Origin of the sequence: Pseudoxanthomonas sp. SGT-18 (genome assembly GCF_003931645.1) — a bacterium.
Classification (GTDB): domain Bacteria; phylum Pseudomonadota; class Gammaproteobacteria; order Xanthomonadales; family Xanthomonadaceae; genus Pseudoxanthomonas.
In genome coordinates this window covers 38,649-54,237 of the sequence record NZ_RRYJ01000012.1, presented here as the reverse complement: position 1 = coordinate 54,237, position 15,589 = coordinate 38,649, and the positions used below count along the sequence as shown (strand labels likewise).

At 73.0% G+C, this 15,589-nt stretch carries 18 protein-coding genes; 7 read left to right on the top strand and 11 right to left on the bottom strand.

The genetic code is table 11. The features are described from left to right. Positions 1-26: 26 nt before the first annotated feature. Both rarD and yedA read right to left on the bottom strand, forming a co-directional pair. Positions 27-926, bottom strand: a complete 900-nt coding sequence (gene rarD / locus EIM47_RS14405; RefSeq protein WP_028915117.1) for an EamA family transporter RarD — start codon at positions 924-926, stop codon at positions 27-29. Continuing rightward, complete coding sequence (gene yedA, locus EIM47_RS14400) at positions 923-1,822, bottom strand: drug/metabolite exporter YedA (protein ID WP_125077302.1); 900 nt, start codon at positions 1,820-1,822, stop codon at positions 923-925. The genes rarD and yedA overlap by 4 nt, the downstream gene beginning before the upstream one ends. Before the next feature lie 227 nt (positions 1,823-2,049). On the opposite strand from yedA, the gene EIM47_RS14395 reads away from it, so the two are divergent. After that, entirely contained in the window at positions 2,050-2,583 is a 534-nt protein-coding gene (locus EIM47_RS14395) for a DUF3016 domain-containing protein (protein WP_125077337.1), read from the top strand. Positions 2,584-2,846: 263 nt separating this feature from the next. On the opposite strand, the gene EIM47_RS14390 is transcribed toward EIM47_RS14395, so the two are convergent. Beyond that, complete coding sequence (locus EIM47_RS14390) at positions 2,847-3,248, bottom strand: host attachment family protein (protein ID WP_026010608.1); 402 nt, start codon at positions 3,246-3,248, stop codon at positions 2,847-2,849. 148 nt (positions 3,249-3,396) lie between these two features. Here EIM47_RS14390 and msrB point away from each other — a divergent pair, with 148 nt between their 5' ends. From msrB to EIM47_RS14375, 3 genes are all read left to right on the top strand, one after another. Then, positions 3,397-3,861: a peptide-methionine (R)-S-oxide reductase MsrB gene (msrB, locus tag EIM47_RS14385; RefSeq protein ID WP_019398307.1), complete on the top strand. Its 465-nt coding sequence runs from the start codon at positions 3,397-3,399 to the stop codon at positions 3,859-3,861. A 34-nt stretch (positions 3,862-3,895) separates the two neighbouring features. After that, a complete protein-coding gene (locus tag EIM47_RS14380; RefSeq protein WP_019398306.1) occupies positions 3,896-4,270 on the top strand; it encodes a YciI family protein in 375 nt (124 codons plus the stop codon). Between the two features lie 73 nt (positions 4,271-4,343). After that, the gene (locus EIM47_RS14375) at positions 4,344-5,102 is read left to right on the top strand and encodes a hypothetical protein (protein WP_125077301.1); all 759 of its coding nucleotides are present in this window, start codon (positions 4,344-4,346) and stop codon (positions 5,100-5,102) included. A 3-nt stretch (positions 5,103-5,105) separates the two neighbouring features. Here EIM47_RS14375 and EIM47_RS14370 read toward each other — a convergent pair whose 3' ends face one another. The 6 genes from EIM47_RS14370 to EIM47_RS14345 form a co-directional block, all read right to left on the bottom strand. Further along, complete coding sequence (locus EIM47_RS14370; RefSeq protein WP_125077300.1) at positions 5,106-5,468, bottom strand: hypothetical protein; 363 nt, start codon at positions 5,466-5,468, stop codon at positions 5,106-5,108. Between the two features lie 33 nt (positions 5,469-5,501). Further along, positions 5,502-6,269 (bottom strand): LytTR family DNA-binding domain-containing protein, encoded by a 768-nt coding sequence (locus EIM47_RS14365; RefSeq protein ID WP_026010455.1) that lies wholly within the window; start codon positions 6,267-6,269, stop codon positions 5,502-5,504. Then, positions 6,262-7,551, bottom strand: coding sequence for a histidine kinase (locus EIM47_RS14360; protein ID WP_028915121.1), 1,290 nt, complete (start codon positions 7,549-7,551; stop codon positions 6,262-6,264). The genes EIM47_RS14365 and EIM47_RS14360 overlap by 8 nt, the downstream gene beginning before the upstream one ends. Positions 7,552-7,720: 169 nt before the next feature. After that, positions 7,721-8,026 carry a hypothetical protein gene (locus tag EIM47_RS14355; protein ID WP_037034778.1) on the bottom strand — a complete coding sequence of 102 codons (306 nt, stop codon included), beginning with the start codon at positions 8,024-8,026 and terminating at the stop codon, positions 7,721-7,723. Between the two features lie 160 nt (positions 8,027-8,186). Beyond that, positions 8,187-9,389, bottom strand: a complete 1,203-nt coding sequence (locus tag EIM47_RS14350) for an NAD(P)/FAD-dependent oxidoreductase (RefSeq protein WP_028915123.1) — start codon at positions 9,387-9,389, stop codon at positions 8,187-8,189. After that, entirely contained in the window at positions 9,389-9,943 is a 555-nt protein-coding gene (locus EIM47_RS14345) for a YaeQ family protein (protein ID WP_019398299.1), read from the bottom strand. The genes EIM47_RS14350 and EIM47_RS14345 overlap by 1 nt, the downstream gene beginning before the upstream one ends. 113 nt (positions 9,944-10,056) lie before the next feature. Between EIM47_RS14345 and EIM47_RS14340 the strand changes: the two genes are divergently transcribed. Next, the gene (locus EIM47_RS14340; RefSeq protein ID WP_019398298.1) at positions 10,057-10,299 is read left to right on the top strand and encodes a DUF3297 family protein; all 243 of its coding nucleotides are present in this window, start codon (positions 10,057-10,059) and stop codon (positions 10,297-10,299) included. Between the two features lie 14 nt (positions 10,300-10,313). Here EIM47_RS14340 and EIM47_RS14335 read toward each other — a convergent pair whose 3' ends face one another. Continuing rightward, positions 10,314-11,237, bottom strand: a complete 924-nt coding sequence (locus EIM47_RS14335) for a hypothetical protein (RefSeq protein ID WP_125077299.1) — start codon at positions 11,235-11,237, stop codon at positions 10,314-10,316. A gap of 167 nt (positions 11,238-11,404) precedes the next feature. Between EIM47_RS14335 and EIM47_RS14330 the strand changes: the two genes are divergently transcribed. After that, on the top strand, positions 11,405-13,813 hold the full coding sequence (locus EIM47_RS14330; protein ID WP_125077298.1) for a PAS domain-containing sensor histidine kinase: 2,409 nt from the start codon (positions 11,405-11,407) through the stop codon (positions 13,811-13,813). A 17-nt stretch (positions 13,814-13,830) separates the two neighbouring features. Further along, entirely contained in the window at positions 13,831-14,208 is a 378-nt protein-coding gene (locus tag EIM47_RS14325; protein ID WP_028915126.1) for a response regulator, read from the top strand. Between the two features lie 83 nt (positions 14,209-14,291). Here the strand turns inward: EIM47_RS14325 and fabV are convergent, their stop codons facing one another. Beyond that, on the bottom strand, positions 14,292-15,494 hold the full coding sequence (gene fabV / locus EIM47_RS14320; RefSeq protein ID WP_019399093.1) for an enoyl-ACP reductase FabV: 1,203 nt from the start codon (positions 15,492-15,494) through the stop codon (positions 14,292-14,294). Between the last annotated feature and the right edge of the window lie 95 nt (positions 15,495-15,589).

The window sequence follows — 15,589 nt, the reverse complement described above, 5'->3', positions numbered from 1 at the left end:
TTTGTGGCGCCGTTGCCGTTTCCGGGCTAGGAGCGGCTGCGCGCGCGCCACAGGCCCTCGCCCGCGTACAGCGCAAGTCCCAGCCAGATCGCGCCGAAACCGAGTGCGCGGCCGGCGCCGAACGGCTCGTGGAAGAACCACACGCCCAGCAGCAGCTGCAGGGTCGGGGCGATGTACTGCAGCAGCCCGACCACGCTCAGCGGGATGCGGCGCACGCCATAGGCGAAGCCGATCAGCGGCACCGCGGTGACCACGCCGCCGAACACCAGCAGCAGGTCCGTGCCCCAGCCCCAGCCGCTGGCGAAGCTGCCGCCGTGCCCGGCCTCGGCCCACAGCACGTAGGCCAGCGAGGGCAGGAACAGGTACAGGCTTTCCAGGCCCAGGCCGGCCACCGGATCCACCGCCACCAGCTTGCGCACCAGCCCGTACAGGCCGAACGAGGCGGCCAGGCCCAGCGCGATCCACGGCGGCGAGCCGGCCTGCACGGTCAGCCAGGCCACGCCCAGCGCGGCGCAGCCCACCGCGATCCACTGCACCCGGCGCAGGCGCTCGTGCAGCACCAGCACGCCCAGCACCACGTTGACCAGCGGGTTGATGAAGTAGCCCAGGCTGGTCTCGACCACGTGGCCGGCGTTGACCGCCCAGATGTACAACCCCCAGTTGAACGCGATCAGCACCGCGCTCAGCGCCAGCGCCGGCAGCGCGCGCGGCTGCGCGGCCAGCCTGCGCAGCCAGCCCAGGCCGTCGCTGAGCAGCAGCCAGGCCACCACCAGCAGGGCGCTCCAGACCACGCGGTGGGCCATGATCTGCATGGCCGGCACGTTCTTCAGCAGGTGCCAGTACACCGGCACCACGCCCCACAGCACGAAGGTGCCGGCGGTGACCGCCAGGCCGCGGCGGTCGATGGACGGAGCGGCGGTGCTCATCGGCGCAGCACCCGCGCCAGGGTGATGGTGACCACGCCGGCCAGGATCACCGCCATGGCACCCAGGTCGTGCGCGGTGAAGCGCTCGCCGGCCAGCCACGCGCCCAGGGCCACGGCAATGGCCGGGTTGACGTAGGCGTAGCTGCTGACCAGCACCGGGCGCACGTGGTGCAGCAGCCACACGTAGGTGCTGAAGGCCACGATCGAGCCGAACAGCGCCAGGTAGCCCAGGGCCAGGGTGCCGTGGAGGGTCGGCGCGGCCGGCAGCGACTCGCCGCGCAGCAGGCCGGTGGCGACGATCATGGCCCCGCCGCACAGCATCTGCCCGGCCGCGGCCATGAACGGCGACGGCAGGTCGCGCCCGCGCGACCACACCGAGCCGAACGCCCAGCCGACCGGCGCCACCAGCAGCAGGACCAGGCCCACGGGGCTGGCGGTGAGGCTGCTGCCGGCGTTAAGCCACAGTACGCCGGCAAAGCCGATGGCGATGCCCAGCCATTCGATCCGGGTGGGGCGCTGGCCGTAGATCGCGCCGAACACGCCCATCCACAGCGGCACCGAGGCCACCGCCACCGCGGCCAGGCCGGAGGACACGCTCTGCTCGCTCAGCACCACGCAGCCGTTGCCCAGCAGCAGCAGGGCGAAACCCATCACCGCCAGGTTCTTCCACTGCGCGCGGGTCGGGGCCGGTACCCCGCGCCAGCGCAGGAAGGCGTACATGGCCGCGCCGGCGACGACGAAGCGCGCGCCGGAGACGGCCAGCAGCGGCGGCCATCCGCCTTCCAGGGCAAAGCGGATGCCGAGGTAGGTCGAACCCCAGACCACGTAGACGATGGCCAGGGCGAAAACGATGGCCAGCCCGGCGGCGCGCGCCGGGGCCTGCGCGGGAACGCTCATGCGGAATCCGGGGGAAAGGAGTGGACCTGCGATTCTAGCGCCGTGCGCCCCTCGCGCACCGTGTCGGAAGGCGTGGTTCCGGGGCCATCCGGCGCAAGGAAAGCGTTGCGCCGTGCGCCTGAAGCGACCGCAACGGCTGGCCCGCGCCACCTTGCCGGGGCATGCGCGCGGGCGCATATTCGCTGCAGGTCAACGCGATACCGGAGCGGAACATGAAAGCCCCATCCATGCTCCTGCTGCTGGCCCTGGCCGCGCTGCCGGCCGTGGCGCCGGCCGCCAGGAGCGTCACCGATCCCGATGCCCCGCGCGCGCTGCCGGAGCAGGATCCGGTCAGCGTGTCCTGGGAGGACCCGGCGCAGTTCTCCGACCTGCGCTACAGCGGCAACCGCTGGGAAGCCGCGCATGGCGACTGGGTCGCCGAGCTGGCCCGGCACCTGCAGAAGAACGCCGCCAAGCGCCTGCCCGAGGGCGCGCGCATGGAAGTGACCATCACCGACATCCAGCGTGCCGGCCGCTACGAGCCGTGGCGCGGTCCGAACCTGGACCACGTGCGCTTCATGCGCGACCACTATCCGCCGCGCATGGAGCTGAAGTTCCGCATCACCGGCGCCGACGGCCGGGTGCTGGCCGAGGGCGAGCGCAAGCTGCACGACGTGTCCTACCTGCAGCGCGGCGCGCCGCTGGACAGCGATGCCCTGCGCTACGAGAAGCGCATGATCGACGACTGGCTGCGCAAGGAGCTGCCGTCGCCGGCGGCCTGAGGGATTGGCGGCGCGGACTGCATCGTGCCGCCCGCGCCGCCTTGATGCCGACGCTTCCGGCAGACCGATGGCCGGGGGCGGCGGGCTGGTGATCCGGCGGTGACCGCCCTGGCCGGGAACGGCCCCGGCGCCCGGCGCCCGGTCCTGGCCCTGCCCCGCTGCCCCGCTGCCCCGCACAGCGGACCACGCGCAAGACCACGGGAAGCTTCGTCCGGCCCCGGCAAACGCCCGGGACCGGCGGCCGGCGGCGCGCGGCGTGGACCTCAGAAGTCGGGCGCCAGCGCCTGCTCGATCTGTTCGCGCCGCAGGTTGGTGTAGTTCTTCGCCACTTCCGCCAGCAGGCGGCTGCGGACCTCCTCGTGCAGCAACGGACGCATGTAGCCCAGGGTGGTCGGGTCGGCCGCCAGCACCAGGTGCTGGAAGCGGCCGTTGAGCGCGTGCTCGTTCAGGCGCCGCGCCAGTTCACGCGCGAAGCCTGCCTCCTCGGCCTCCTTGGCCCCCACCTCCGGCGGCAGGATCGCCGGCATCTCGCCTTCCTTGGGATCCAGCGCGATGGCCGCTTCCTGGTGCAGCACCAGCTGGCCCTTCTCACCGACGTTGGTGAACAGCCGCGCCGACGCACCGTCGGCCACCAGCACCCAGGCACCACGGGGAATCCTTCGCATGTCGCCTCCTGCTTTGGGGATCGCCCCGCCAGCCTAGGCAGGCAGGTGTTAGCGTCCCGCGCACGTCGCGTCAGCGGCGGCCGCGGCGGGCCGGTTCACCCGCCGCCCGCCCTGGTGCATGCTGGGACGCCCGCCACCGGAGCCGCCGATGAGCCGTTTCGACCTGACCCCGCCCGACCCGGAGCAGCTGCAGGCCCTGGCCGCCGCGCTGTCGCCGGAGGAACGCCACGTGCTGCTGCAGCACGGCACCGAGCGCCCGTTCTGCGGCGTGTTCCTGGACAACAAGCGCGAGGGCACCTACGTGTGCCGGCTGTGCGGGTTGCCGCTGTTCCGCTCCTCGGCCAAGTTCGATTCCGGCACCGGCTGGCCCAGCTTCTTCGCGCCCTACGACGAAGCCCACATCCGCCGCGTGCGCGATACCAGCCACGGCATGGTCCGCACCGAGATCGTATGCGCCCGCTGCGGCGGCCACCTGGGCCACGTGTTCCCCGACGGGCCGCCGCCGACCTACGAACGCCACTGCCTCAACTCGGTGTCGCTGGGCTTCGTCGACGCCGGCCAACCCCTGCCCGACCCGCTGCGCCGCGGCGGCGCCGAAGCCGGGCCGCCCTGAGCGCCGCGCGCCCTACCTTCCACGGAGAACGCCAATGAAGTTCCTGTTGCTGGTGTACATCGACCAGGCCCTGCTGGGACAGCTGTCGCAGGAGGAGTACGACGCGCACATGCGCGACTGCGTGCGCAAGGCCGACGACCTGGCCGGCAAGGGCACGCTGCTGGGCGCCAACAAGCTCGAGCCGCCGACCACCGCGCGCACGGTGCGGGTACGCGAGGGCCGCGCGCGGGTGTACGACGGTCCCTTCGCCGAGACCAAGGAAGTGCTGGCCGGCTACAACCTGATCGAGGCCGACTCCCTGGAGGAGGCGGTGGAACTGGCCAAGCAGTTCCCGTGGGCGCGCTACGGCGCGATGGAGGTGCGCCCGGTGGGCGACCTGGACGCCGAGCGCGTGCGCGTCGGCGCCTAGGCCGGGCTTCACGCCACGTCCCGCGCGCGCCGGCTAGCGTCGGCCCATCTCCATTCGGCGCGGGCGCGAGGCGATGCGCATACTGGTCCTGCTTGCCGCGCTGGCGATGCCGGTGGTGGCGTTCCTGTCCCAGCGCGGCGTGTTCGGTCCGGACAACGGCGAGGTCTCCGCGCGCTACCCGACCCTGCTGGTGGCCGCCGGCTACGCGTTCTCGATCTGGAGCCTGGTGTTCGCGCTGGACCTGGTGCACGCCCTGCGCCAGCTGCGCGCGCGGTGGCGCGACGACCCGCTGCTGGCGCGCATCGCCCCGGCCACCGCCGCCGGCTTCGCGCTTACCGCGCTGTGGATGCCGCTGTTCTCGCAGGGCCTGTTCGCGGCCTGCCTGCTGGTGATCTTCGCCGCGCTGGCCTGCCTGCTATGGGTGGCGGTGCGCCTGTCCGATGCCGGTGCGCACGGCGGCGCGCACCTCTGGTCCTGGCTGGGGCTGTCGCTGCACGCCGGCTGGCTGTCGCTGGCGGCGTTCCTCAACCTGGCCCAGTCCGCGCTGGCCTTCGGCTGGATCCACCCGCAGGCACAGTTGGTGTCCTCGCTGCTGTTGCTGGCCGCGGCCACCGCGCTGCTGCTGTGGTTCAACGCGCGCATGCGCGGCAACCTGGCCTATGCCGCGGCGGCGTTGTGGGGGCTGGTGGCGATGTGGGTGCGGCAGTCCGGATCCACCCTGCCCGGCTCGGACCCCACCGCGCGGATGGCCCTGCTGGCGGCCGCGCTGCTGGCGGCGCAGAGCGCCTGGTTGCGGCTGCGCGCGCGGCGGCTGGCCGCAACGGCGCACTGAGGCTCAGGCGCACCCGGGCGCGCCCTGGGCCGCGACCACGCACTGGGCGAAGTCCGCGGGCAGGCCGCCCACCTGGCGGCGCGCGCCGACATGCAGCTGGAAGCGCCCCAGTTCGCGGCGGCTGCAGTGCTGCTCCAGCGCGGTGCCGCCGACGGCGGCCTTGCAGATCTCCTGGTACAGGCGGTAGTGGCAGGCGCCGCTGCCGCTGGACAGGCACTGGAAGGTCGCCAGCCCGTCGGCCAGGGTGGTCTTGCTCAGCAGCACGCCCTGGCCGGCGCGGGCGAAGTCGATGCGGGTGCGGCTGCCGGGTCCGTCGCCGCCGAACAGCGACAGCAGGCACGCAAGCAGGGCGGTCAGCAGGTGCATGGGACACTCCTTGGTCTTTCCGGTCCGGTGCGGCTACATGCCGCGGAACAGGGCCATGAACGGCGCACTCACCGGCAGGGTCTCGCTGCGGTTGCGCAGGCGCAGCTGGCCCTTGCCGCTGTCGTCGCGCACCACCGACAGCACCGCCGCCAGGTTGACGATGGTGGAGCGGTGGATCTGGCGGAAGCGGTTGGGGTCCAGCACCGCCAGCAGTTCCTTCAGCGGGGTGCGCAGCAGCGACTCGCCCTCGGCGGTCACCACCACGGTGTACTTGTTGTCGGCGCGGAAGTAGGCCACGTCCTCGAGCATGATCAGCCGCGTTTCGCGCCCGTTGCTGGCGGTGATCCAGGCCAGCGGGGGCGGCGCCGAGGGCGGCGGCGGGCGCCGCGCCAGGTGCTGCAGCAGCGCGTCGAGGGTGGCCTGGTCGGGGCCGCCGCCGGCGCGCGCCTGCAGCCGCTGCACCGTGGCCTGCAACCGCTCGCGCGCGACCGGCTTGAGCAGGTAGTCGACCGCGCCCTTCTCGAAGGCCTCGATCGCGTACTGGTCGTAGGCGGTGACGAACACCACCTGGGTCCGCGGGCTGGACTGGGCCACCGCCGCGGCCACCTGGATCCCGGTCAGGCCCGGCATGCGGATGTCGAGGAAGGCCACCTCCGGCTGGTGCGCGGCGATGGCTTCCAGCGCGGCGGCGCCGTCCTCGCACTCGGCCACCACCCGCAGTTCCGGCCAGGCCGCCGCCAGCTCCTGCACCAGCGAGGCGCGCAGCAGCTCCTCGTCCTCGGCGACGATGCAGTCAGGCATGGCCGGCACCTCCGGGCTGGGCGAACGGGGGCAGCGGCGGCGGCGCGGCGGGCGCCTCCGGCGCCGGCACCGCGACGGTCGCGGCCACCCCGTTGGGGAAATTGGACACGATCGAGAACGAGGCGGCGTCGCCATAGGTCAGGCGCAGGCGCTCGCGCAGGTTCTTCAGGCCGATCCCGGTGCCGGCGCTGGCGCCGTTGCCGAAGCCGCACCCGTCGTCGGCCACGGTGATGGCCACCTGGTCGTCGGCCCGGCGCGCCAGGATCCACACCGTGCCGCCGCCGGGCTTGGGCTCCAGGCCGTGCTTGATCGCGTTCTCCACCAGGGTCTGCAGCATCATCGACGGCAGCGGCACCTGCTTGAGCGCGTCCGGCACCTCCACCTGCAACTGCAGGCGCGCGCCCATGCGGATCCTGAGGATCTCCAGGTAGGCGCGGGTGCGCTCCAGCTCCTCGCCCAGGGTGGACAGGGTGTCGTGCTCGCGCGGCAGGGAGTGGCGCAGGTACTGGATCAGGTGGCCCAGCATCTGCTCGGCGCGCGGCGGGTCGGTGCGCGCCAGCACCTGGGCGTTGGCCAGGGTGTTGTAGAGGAAGTGCGGCTCGACCTGGGCCTGCAGCAGGTTCAGGCGGGCCACGGTGAGCGCGTTGTCGGTGGCCTCGCGCTCGGCGCGCGCCCGCTCCTCGCGGCGCTGCGCCGCGACCTGGTGCGACAGCGCGCGCAGCAGGCTCTCGGCGTTCTCGTAGTTGCTGCCTTCGTCCAGCGCGAACAGGTCGACCCAGTGCGCCGCGTCCGGCTCGCACAGCACGGTCACGCCGACCGTGCCGCTGCCCGGGTGCACGGTCGCCAGCACCCGGTCGTGGGTGACGGCGAAGCGCGCCAGCAGGTTCCAGCGCGAGGGCCGGGCGCCGCCGAACGGGTCCGAGCGGCGCACCCGCGCGCGCAACTGCAGGCTGCCGCGCAGCGGCTCCATGTCCTCCACCCGCGGCAGCTGGCGGATCGCGTCGGCGACCAGGTCGAAGGCGGCCTCCGCGTCCAGCGGCAGCTCGATCCGCCGCTGCTGGCGGTTGGCCAGCACCGCCGCGTCCAGGCGCCCGGCGAGCAGGCGTACCCGGCGGATGTGGGTGATCACGCCCAGCACCGCCAGGCCGAAGGTCAGCAGCGCCAGCAGCCAGAAGACACCACCGACGCCGCCGAACATCCCGGCCCAGACGAAGCCGGCCACGAAGATGGCGACCCACCAGGCGAACAGGATGCGGAACGCGAGGAAGAGGCTGGAGGACACGTGGGGCCCGCGGGCTGGAAGGATGCGGGCGAGGATAGCGGCCGCCGCCGGGAACGGAACCGGGGATGCGACGAAACCGGGAATCGGGCGACGAAACCGGGGGCGGCGGGCGCGCCGGGCACGCCGGCCGGCGGCATCCACGGCCGGGATGCGCGGCCGGCCTGCGCCTTCAGTCGGCGGTGGCGTCGCGGATGCGCTCCCAGACCTGGTCGAACACCTGGCTGGCCTCGGCCTCGCTGAGCAGGCTCATGGCCACGCTCTCGCGGCGCAGGAACAGCTCCAGGCGCTCGCCCGCGGCGGCGCGCGGGTGGTTGAGGTAGACGTCGTAGGCGGCGCACAGCACCGGCCAGTAGCGGGCGAAGCTGCGCATGGCCCGGGCCCGGGGCAGCGACTGGTAGCGCTGGCGCCAGTGGTCGCGTTCGCGGTCGATGTCGATCATGACCGCCTGGCGCGCCGGCGGTAGTGCCTGGGGCATTGTCGCGTTCCTGTTGCTGGCGCGTCCCGCGCGCCGGGCCTTCCCGTGGCCTTCGAGGTTTCCAGCCGCGCCGTCACCCGGCGGTGAAACCGCGCGCAGGAAATACGCGGGTGCTTGAACGTTTAAGCCGGCCGCCGCCGGCGGCGCGCGTTGCGCCCCCTCACGCCGCGGCCAGCGCCTGCCCGGCCGCGTGCCCGGACGCCCAGGCCCACTGGAAGTTGTAGCCGCCCAGCCAGCCGGTGACGTCCAGCACCTCGCCGACGAAATGCAGGCCCGGCACCTTGCGCGACTCCATGGTGCTGGAGGACACCTCGCGGGTGTCCACGCCGCCCAGGGTGACCTCGGCGGTGCGGTAGCCCTCGGTGCCGCTGGCCACCAGTGGCCAGGCCGACAGCACTTCGGCGGCCTTGCGCAGCTGCGGCACGTCGAGCTGGCGCATCGGCCGGTTCGGCAGCCACAGCTCGCACAGGCGCTGGGCGAAGCGCCGCGGCAGGGCCTCGGCCAGCACGGTCTTCAGCTCCGCGTCCGGGCGCTGCTTCTGCTGCGCCTGCAGCCATTCCAGGGCGTCGCGCCCGGGCAGCAGGTCCAGCAGCAGCTCGTCGCCCGGCTGCCAGTACGAGGAGATCTGCAGGATCGCCGGGCCGCTGACGCCGCGGTGGGTGAACAGCATGGCCTCGCGGAAGCTGCGGCCGTTGCAGCGCGCCTCCACCTCCAGGGCCACGCCGGACAGGTCGGCCAGCCGCTCCAGGTGGCGGCCGGACAGGGTCAGCGGCACCAGGCCGGCGCGGGTGGGCAGCACCGCGTGGCCGAAGCGCCGCGCCAGTTCGTAGCCGAAGCCGGTGGCGCCCATGCTCGGGATCGACAGCCCGCCGCTGGCCACCACCAGCGCCGGCGCGGCGAAGCGCCCCTGGGTGGTGCGCAGCAGGAAGCCGCCGCCATCGGGCTGCTCGACCGCCTCCACGCTGCACTGGGTCAGCAACTGCACGCCGCCGGCGGCACATTCGTCCAGCAGCATCCGCACGATCAGCTTGGAGGACACGTCGCAGAACAGCTGGCCAGGCGCCTTCTCGTGCCAGGCGATGCGGTGGCGGTCCACCATCTCGATGAACTGCCAGGGCGTGTAGCGCGCCAGCGCCGACTTGCAGAAGTGCGGGTTGGCGGAGAGGTAGTTGGCCGGGCTGGTGTTGGTGTTGGTGAAGTTGCAGCGCCCGCCGCCGGACATGAGGATCTTCTTGCCCGGCTTGTTGGCATGCTCGACCACCAGCACGCGCAGGCCGCGCTGGCCGGCGGTGAGCGCGCACATCAGCCCGGCGGCGCCGGCGCCGATGACGATGGCGTCGTAGCGGTCGGGCGCCGCGGCCATCAGCCTTCCCGTGCGCGCATCCGCGGCACCGGCTGCAGCACCGCCTCGGCGCCGCGCTCGTCCAGCACCCGCACCTCGCCGTCCTGCACCTGCACGTCAAGGCGCATGCCGCGCGCGTACATGGCCACCAGCGGTTCCAGCTGCGCCGGCGGCAGGTCGAGCACGTCCAGGTTGTGGTGGCGCGACAGCGCGCCCGCGTTGCGCTCCCACCACAGGTCGGCGGCGCGGCCGCCGTAGTTGAGCACCACCACCCGCGCGGCGCGGTTGCAGGCCTTGCGCACGCGCGACTCGTCCGGCTGGCCCAGCTCGATCCACAGCTGCACGTCGCCGGTGTAGTCGCGCAGCCACAGGTCCGGGTCCTCGTCCGTGCTCAGGCCGCGGCCGAACTCCAGCCGATCCTGCGCATGCAGGGCGAAGGCCAGCACCCGCACCATCAGCCGCTCCCCGGTCTCGGACGGATGCTGGGCCAGGGTCAGCGAATGGGCGGCGTAGTAGTGGCGGTCCATGTCGCTGATCTGCAGGTCCACGCGGACCACGGTGGCCTTGAGCGCCATGGCAAGTCTCCGGTGCGGCGGCGGGGGCACCGCGGGAGGCGCATGATACGCGCCCCGCGGTATCCTTCACCCACCGCGCCGGCGGCTCCGGCACGCACGACAGCTTCCCGAAGATGACCGATACGCCTCCCGACCGCCTGGCCCTCGACCCGCGCAGCCCCTATTACGACGCCGAAGCGCTCAACCGCGGCGTGGGCGTGCGCTTCAACGGCGAGGAGCGCGACAACGTCGAGGAATACTCGGTGAGCGAGGGCTGGATCCGGGTGCAGGTGGGCCGCTCGCGCGACCGCCGCGGCAACCCGATGACGATCAAGATCAAGGGCGTGGTCGAGCCCTACTACCTGGCGCAAGGCTAGGCCGCGCCGCCGCCTCAGCCGCGGCAATCCTGCAGCTGCCGGCGCGCATGCCACAGCGCGCGCCGGCCCTGGTCCCAGGCGCTGTCGGCCGTGGACGGCAGCTGGTGCTGCGCGCGTACCGGGTCGGCGCCCCTGGCCATCGCGTGCTCCACCGCCTGCAGCCGGGCCAGCGCCTCGCGCAGCGGTTCCAGCAGCTTCTCCATGCGTTCGCGCGGGCAGCGCGGATGCTCGCGCTCCAGCTGCGCCACCTGCTCGCGCAGGCTGCGGCTGGCGCTGCCGTCCAGGCCCGGCGCGGGCTCGGCACTGATCGGCGCGGCGCGCCAGGCATCGCCGGTGGCCTCGCTGCCCAGGTCGGCCGGGCGTTCGTGGCGGGCCGGGTTGAACGCCACCTGCGGCGGTCGCCGTGCCTGCGCATGCTGGATCTCCTTGCCCAGCAGGGCCCGGGCGATCTTGCCCTGGGCGCGGGCGATGGCCTGCCCGGCCACGTCGGCGATGTCGCCGTCGCTGATCCAGTCGTCGCCGAAGCGGGTGCCGCGGTAGTCCACCGGATTGGGGGGCTGCAGCGGGTCCTGTCCGGGTACCGGCACCCGCGCCACCGTGCCCTCGGGCAGGCGGATGCGGCCATCGGCGTCGTACAGGTCGATATGCCGGGCAGGCGCGGCGCCGGAGGCCGGTACAGGTGCGGCGGGCTGCCGCGGCCCGGTCGCGGTCGTGCCCGCGGCCGACTGCGGGCCCGGCCTCGCGGCGTCCTGCGGCGGCAGGGACGGCAGCACCGCGCGCGGGACGAGGCGCAGCTGCAGCCGCTCCAGCGGCGCCCCCGGCTCCAGCCGCGGCCGCGCGCTCCACAGCAGCAGCCACGCGCCCAGCGCCAGCAGCGCCGCGGTCAGTACCGCGGCCACGGCATGGGGCAGCAGCTGCCTGGCGGGGGACTCGTGCAAGCGGGAAGGAATGCGGGCGGGGACAGCAGCAGACCGTGCGCGCGGCCGCCGGTTCCCCCGGCCGGCGCGCCCGCTCAGCCACCGGTCGGACAGGCCGGGCGCGTGATCACGCCGCCCACGCGCGATATGCCAGCATCCGTCCCACCCTCCCCTGCCCCGCGCGCGCGATGCCCCTCGAGCAGCTCCTGGTCCCCGGCACCGAATTCCTGCGCGACGGGGGCCACGTGGCCCGCCGGGTGGCGATGCACGACTGGTCCGCGCATCCGCTGGGCCCGCCGCAGTCCTGGCCGACCGAACTGAAGACCTCGCTGTCGATGATGCTCGGCTCGCGCTTCGCCATGTGCCTGGGCTGGGGCCCGGACCTGTTGCTGTTCTACAACGACGCCTACGTCCCGGTGCTGGGGGTCAAGGAGCCCACCGCCCTGGGCCGGCCGCTGCGCGAGGTCTGGCACGAGCTATGGGACGACGTGCGCGGGATGGCGGAGATGGCCATGTCCGGCACCGCCACCTGGGTCGAGGACATGTACCTGCGCATGGAGCGCAATGGCGTGCCCGAGGACACCTGGTGGACCTTCACCTACAGCCCGGTGCGCCAGGCCGACGGCCGGGTCGTGGCCATGCTCTGCATCACCCACGAGACCACCCGGCGGGTGCTGACCCAGCACCGGCTGGCCGACGAACGCGCACGCCTGGCGCGCATGTTCGACCAGGCGCCGGCGTTCATGGCCATGCTGCGCGGGCCGGAGCACCGCTTCGAGTTCGCCAATGCCGCCTACCTGCACCTGGTCGGGCGCGACGACCTGGTCGGCCGCACCGTGGCCGAGGCGCTGCCGGAGGTGGTGCGCCAGGGCTGGATGCCGGTGCTGGACGAGGTCTACCGCAGCGGCCGCCCGCACGCCGAGCAGGACGCGCGCTTCGTCGCCGAACCGGAGCACGGCGCGCCGCAGGAGCACTACCTGGACTTCGTGTTCCAGCCGTTCACCGACCAGGACGGCAGCATCGGCGGGCTGGTGCTGGTGGGCATGGACAACACCCGCCGCACCCGCACCGAGCAGGCGCTGCGCCGGCGCGAGGCCGAGCTGGAACAGCTCAACCGCGAACTCGAGCAGCGGGTGGCCGAGCACGCCCAGGAACGCTCGCTCAACTGGCAGGTCACCCCCGACATGCTGGGCGTGTTCGACCGCGACGGCATCCTCGAGCGCAGCAACCCGGCCTGGCAGCAGGTACTGGGCTGGAGCCACGAGGAGCTGGCCGCGCGGCCGATGCGCGAGCTGCTGCACCCGGGCGACCGCGGGGCGGCGGCCGCGGCACGCCAGCGCCTGCACGCCGGCGAACCCCTGCTGGGCTTCGAGTGCCGCATGCGCGCACGCGACGGCAGCTACCGCACGCTGTCGTGGGTGGCCACGCCGCAGGGCGGCAAGTTCTACTGCAGCGCGCGCGATGTCACCGCGCACCGCGCCGCGGTGGCGGCGCTGGCCGAGTCGCAGGCGCAGCTGCGCAACCTGTTCGAGACCAGCTTCCAGCTGCAGGGCATGTGCGCCCTCGACGGCACCCTGCTGGACGCCAACCAGACCGCGCTGGCGATGATCGGCGCCAGCCGCGAGGACGTGGTCGGGCGGACGTTCTGGGACACCCCCTGGTTCGCCGGCACCCCGGGCATGCCGGAGCGGATCCGCGCCGGCGTGCTGCGCGCGGCCGCCGGCGAGCCGGTGCACGACGAGCTGGAACTGGTGCTGCCCGACGGCCGCCGCGTGCTGGAGCTTTCGCTGCGCCCGTTCCGCGGCGCCGACGGGCGGATCACCGCGGTGGTGCAGGAGGCGATCGACATCACCGAGCGGCGCATCGCCGAGGAAGCCCTGCGCCAGTCGCAGAAGCTGGAGGCGATGGGCCAGCTCACCGGCGGCGTGGCGCACGACTTCAACAACCTGCTGGCGCCGATCATGGCCGCGCTGGAACTAGCGGCCGACCCGGCCGCCAACCCGGAGCGGCGCGCGCGCACCATCGCCGTGGCGCGGCAGTCCACGGAGCGCGCGGCGATGCTGGTGCAGCGCCTGCTGGCGTTCGCGCGCAAGCAGCCGCTGCAGACCGTGGTGGTGGACGTGTGCGCGCTGCTGGAAGGGATCGGCGCGCTGATGCGCTCCAGCTTCGATCCGCGGGTGCGGATCCAGGTCCACGCCGGGGCCGATACCCCGCCGGCACGCGCGGACTGGAACCAGCTGGAGATGGCCCTGCTCAACCTCGGCGTGAACGCCCGCGACGCCATGCCCGAGGGCGGCACCCTGACCCTGTCCGCGCGCGGCGCCGAGGTGCCCGGTCCCGGGGCGCCGCGCGCCCTGCCGGCCGGGCGCTACGCGGTGATCACCGTCGCCGATACCGGCGCGGGCATGGACGAGGCCACCCGCGCGCGGGCGATCGAGCCGTTCTTCTCCACCAAGGGCGTGGGCAAGGGTACCGGCCTGGGCCTGTCGATGGCGCACGGCCTGGCCCTGCAGCTGGGCGGCTGCCTTCACATCGACAGCGCACCCGGCGAAGGCACCATGGTCGAGCTTTGGCTGCCGTCCGCCGGCGAGCCGTGACCCTGAGGGAGATCCCCGTGGCAACCGCGCCACCGAACCCGCCGCGCATCGCCCTGGTCGTCGACGACGAACCGGGCGTGCGCATGTGCACCGCCGACGTCCTGCTGGACATGGGCTACGAGGTGGTGGAGGCCGGCTCGGCCGAGGAAGCCCTGTCCGAACTGGACCGCGGCCTGCGTCCCACCCTGGTGGTCACCGACCACCTGATGCCGGGCATGTCCGGCGCCGACCTGGCGCGCGAGGTGGTCGGCCGCAACCCCGGCACGCCGGTGATCGTGGTTTCCGGCTACACCAACGTGGAGCTGGATCCATCGCTGGTGCGGCTGTCCAAGCCGTTCCGGCTCAGCGACCTGCGCGAGTGTGTCGTCGCCGCTACCGCGGCGCGGGATTCGTGATTCGGGATTCGTGATTCGGCCGCCAGGCGCATGCGGCCGGCGCTGGGGCCGGCCGCATGCGATGCCAGGTCGATGCGAGCCTGTTACTCGGCCAGGTCGATGACGTCGAAGGCGGCCACGGGGTCGACCTCGGCGTCGTAGTCCACGTCCTCGCGCTCGAAGCCGAACAGCTTCAGGAAGTCGCGCTTGTAGCTGGCGTAGTCGGTGATCTGGAACAGATTCTCGGTGGTGACCTGCGGCCACAGGTCGCGGCAGGCCTGCTGCACGTCGTCGCGCAGCTCGCGGTCGTCCAGGCGCAGGCGGTTGGACTCGTCGGCCGGCGGCGGGTTGTCGCTGTACAGGTGCTCGCGGAAGGTGCGCTCCAGCTGCTCGATCGGGCCCTCGTGCAGGCCCTTGTCCTTCATGATCCGGTAGACGATGGCGATGTACAGCGGCATCACCGGGATCGCGGCGCTGGCCTGGGTGACCACCGACTTGAGCACGGCCACGTTGGCCGAACCGCCCGTCGGCTTCAGCCTGGCGTCGATGGCGTGGGCGGCGCGGTCCAGGTCCTCCTTGGCCTTGCCCAGGGCGCCATGCCAGTAGATCGGCCAGGTGATCTCGGTGCCGATGTAGCTGAAGGCCACGGTCTTGGCGTTAGGCGCCAGCACGCCGGCCTTGGACAGGGCGTCGATCCACAGCTCCCAGTCCTCGCCACCCATCACCTTCACGGTGTCGGCGACTTCCTGCTCGGTGGCCGGCTCGACCGTGGCCTCGATCACCTGGTCGCGGTTGGTGTCCACCGCGGTGGCCTTGTACGGCTGGCCGATCGGCTTGAGCGCCGAGCGCTTGAGCTCGCCGGTATCCGGCAGGCGGCGCACGGGCGAGGCCAGCGAGTACACGACCAGGTCGACCGGGCCGCCCATCTCGCCGATCAGCTCGATGGCCTTGGCGCGGACCTCGTCGGAGAAGGCGTCGCCGTTGATCGAGCGGCTCCACAGGCCGGCGGCCTTGGCCTGGCGGTCGAACTCGGCGGAGTTGTACCAGCCCGGGTTGCCCGGCTTCTTCTCGGTGCCGGGCTTCTCGAAGAACACGCCCAGGGTGGCGGCGCCGTAGCCGAAGGCGGCGGTGATACGCGCGGCCAGGCCGTAGCCGGTGGAGGCGCCGATCACCAGCACCCGCTTCGGCCCGCCCTCGCGCTTGCCCTGGGACTGCACGTAGCGGATCTGGTCCTGCACGTTCTTCGCGCACCCTTCGGGGTGGGCGGTGGTGCAGATGAAGCCTCGGACTTTGGGATGGATGACCACGCGGACTCTCTCTGAAGCGGAAAGGGACGCGGGCGCGCGGGCGCCGCGGAAGCGCCACAGTCTAAGTGGTCCGGCCGGAAAACGACCCTCCCGGG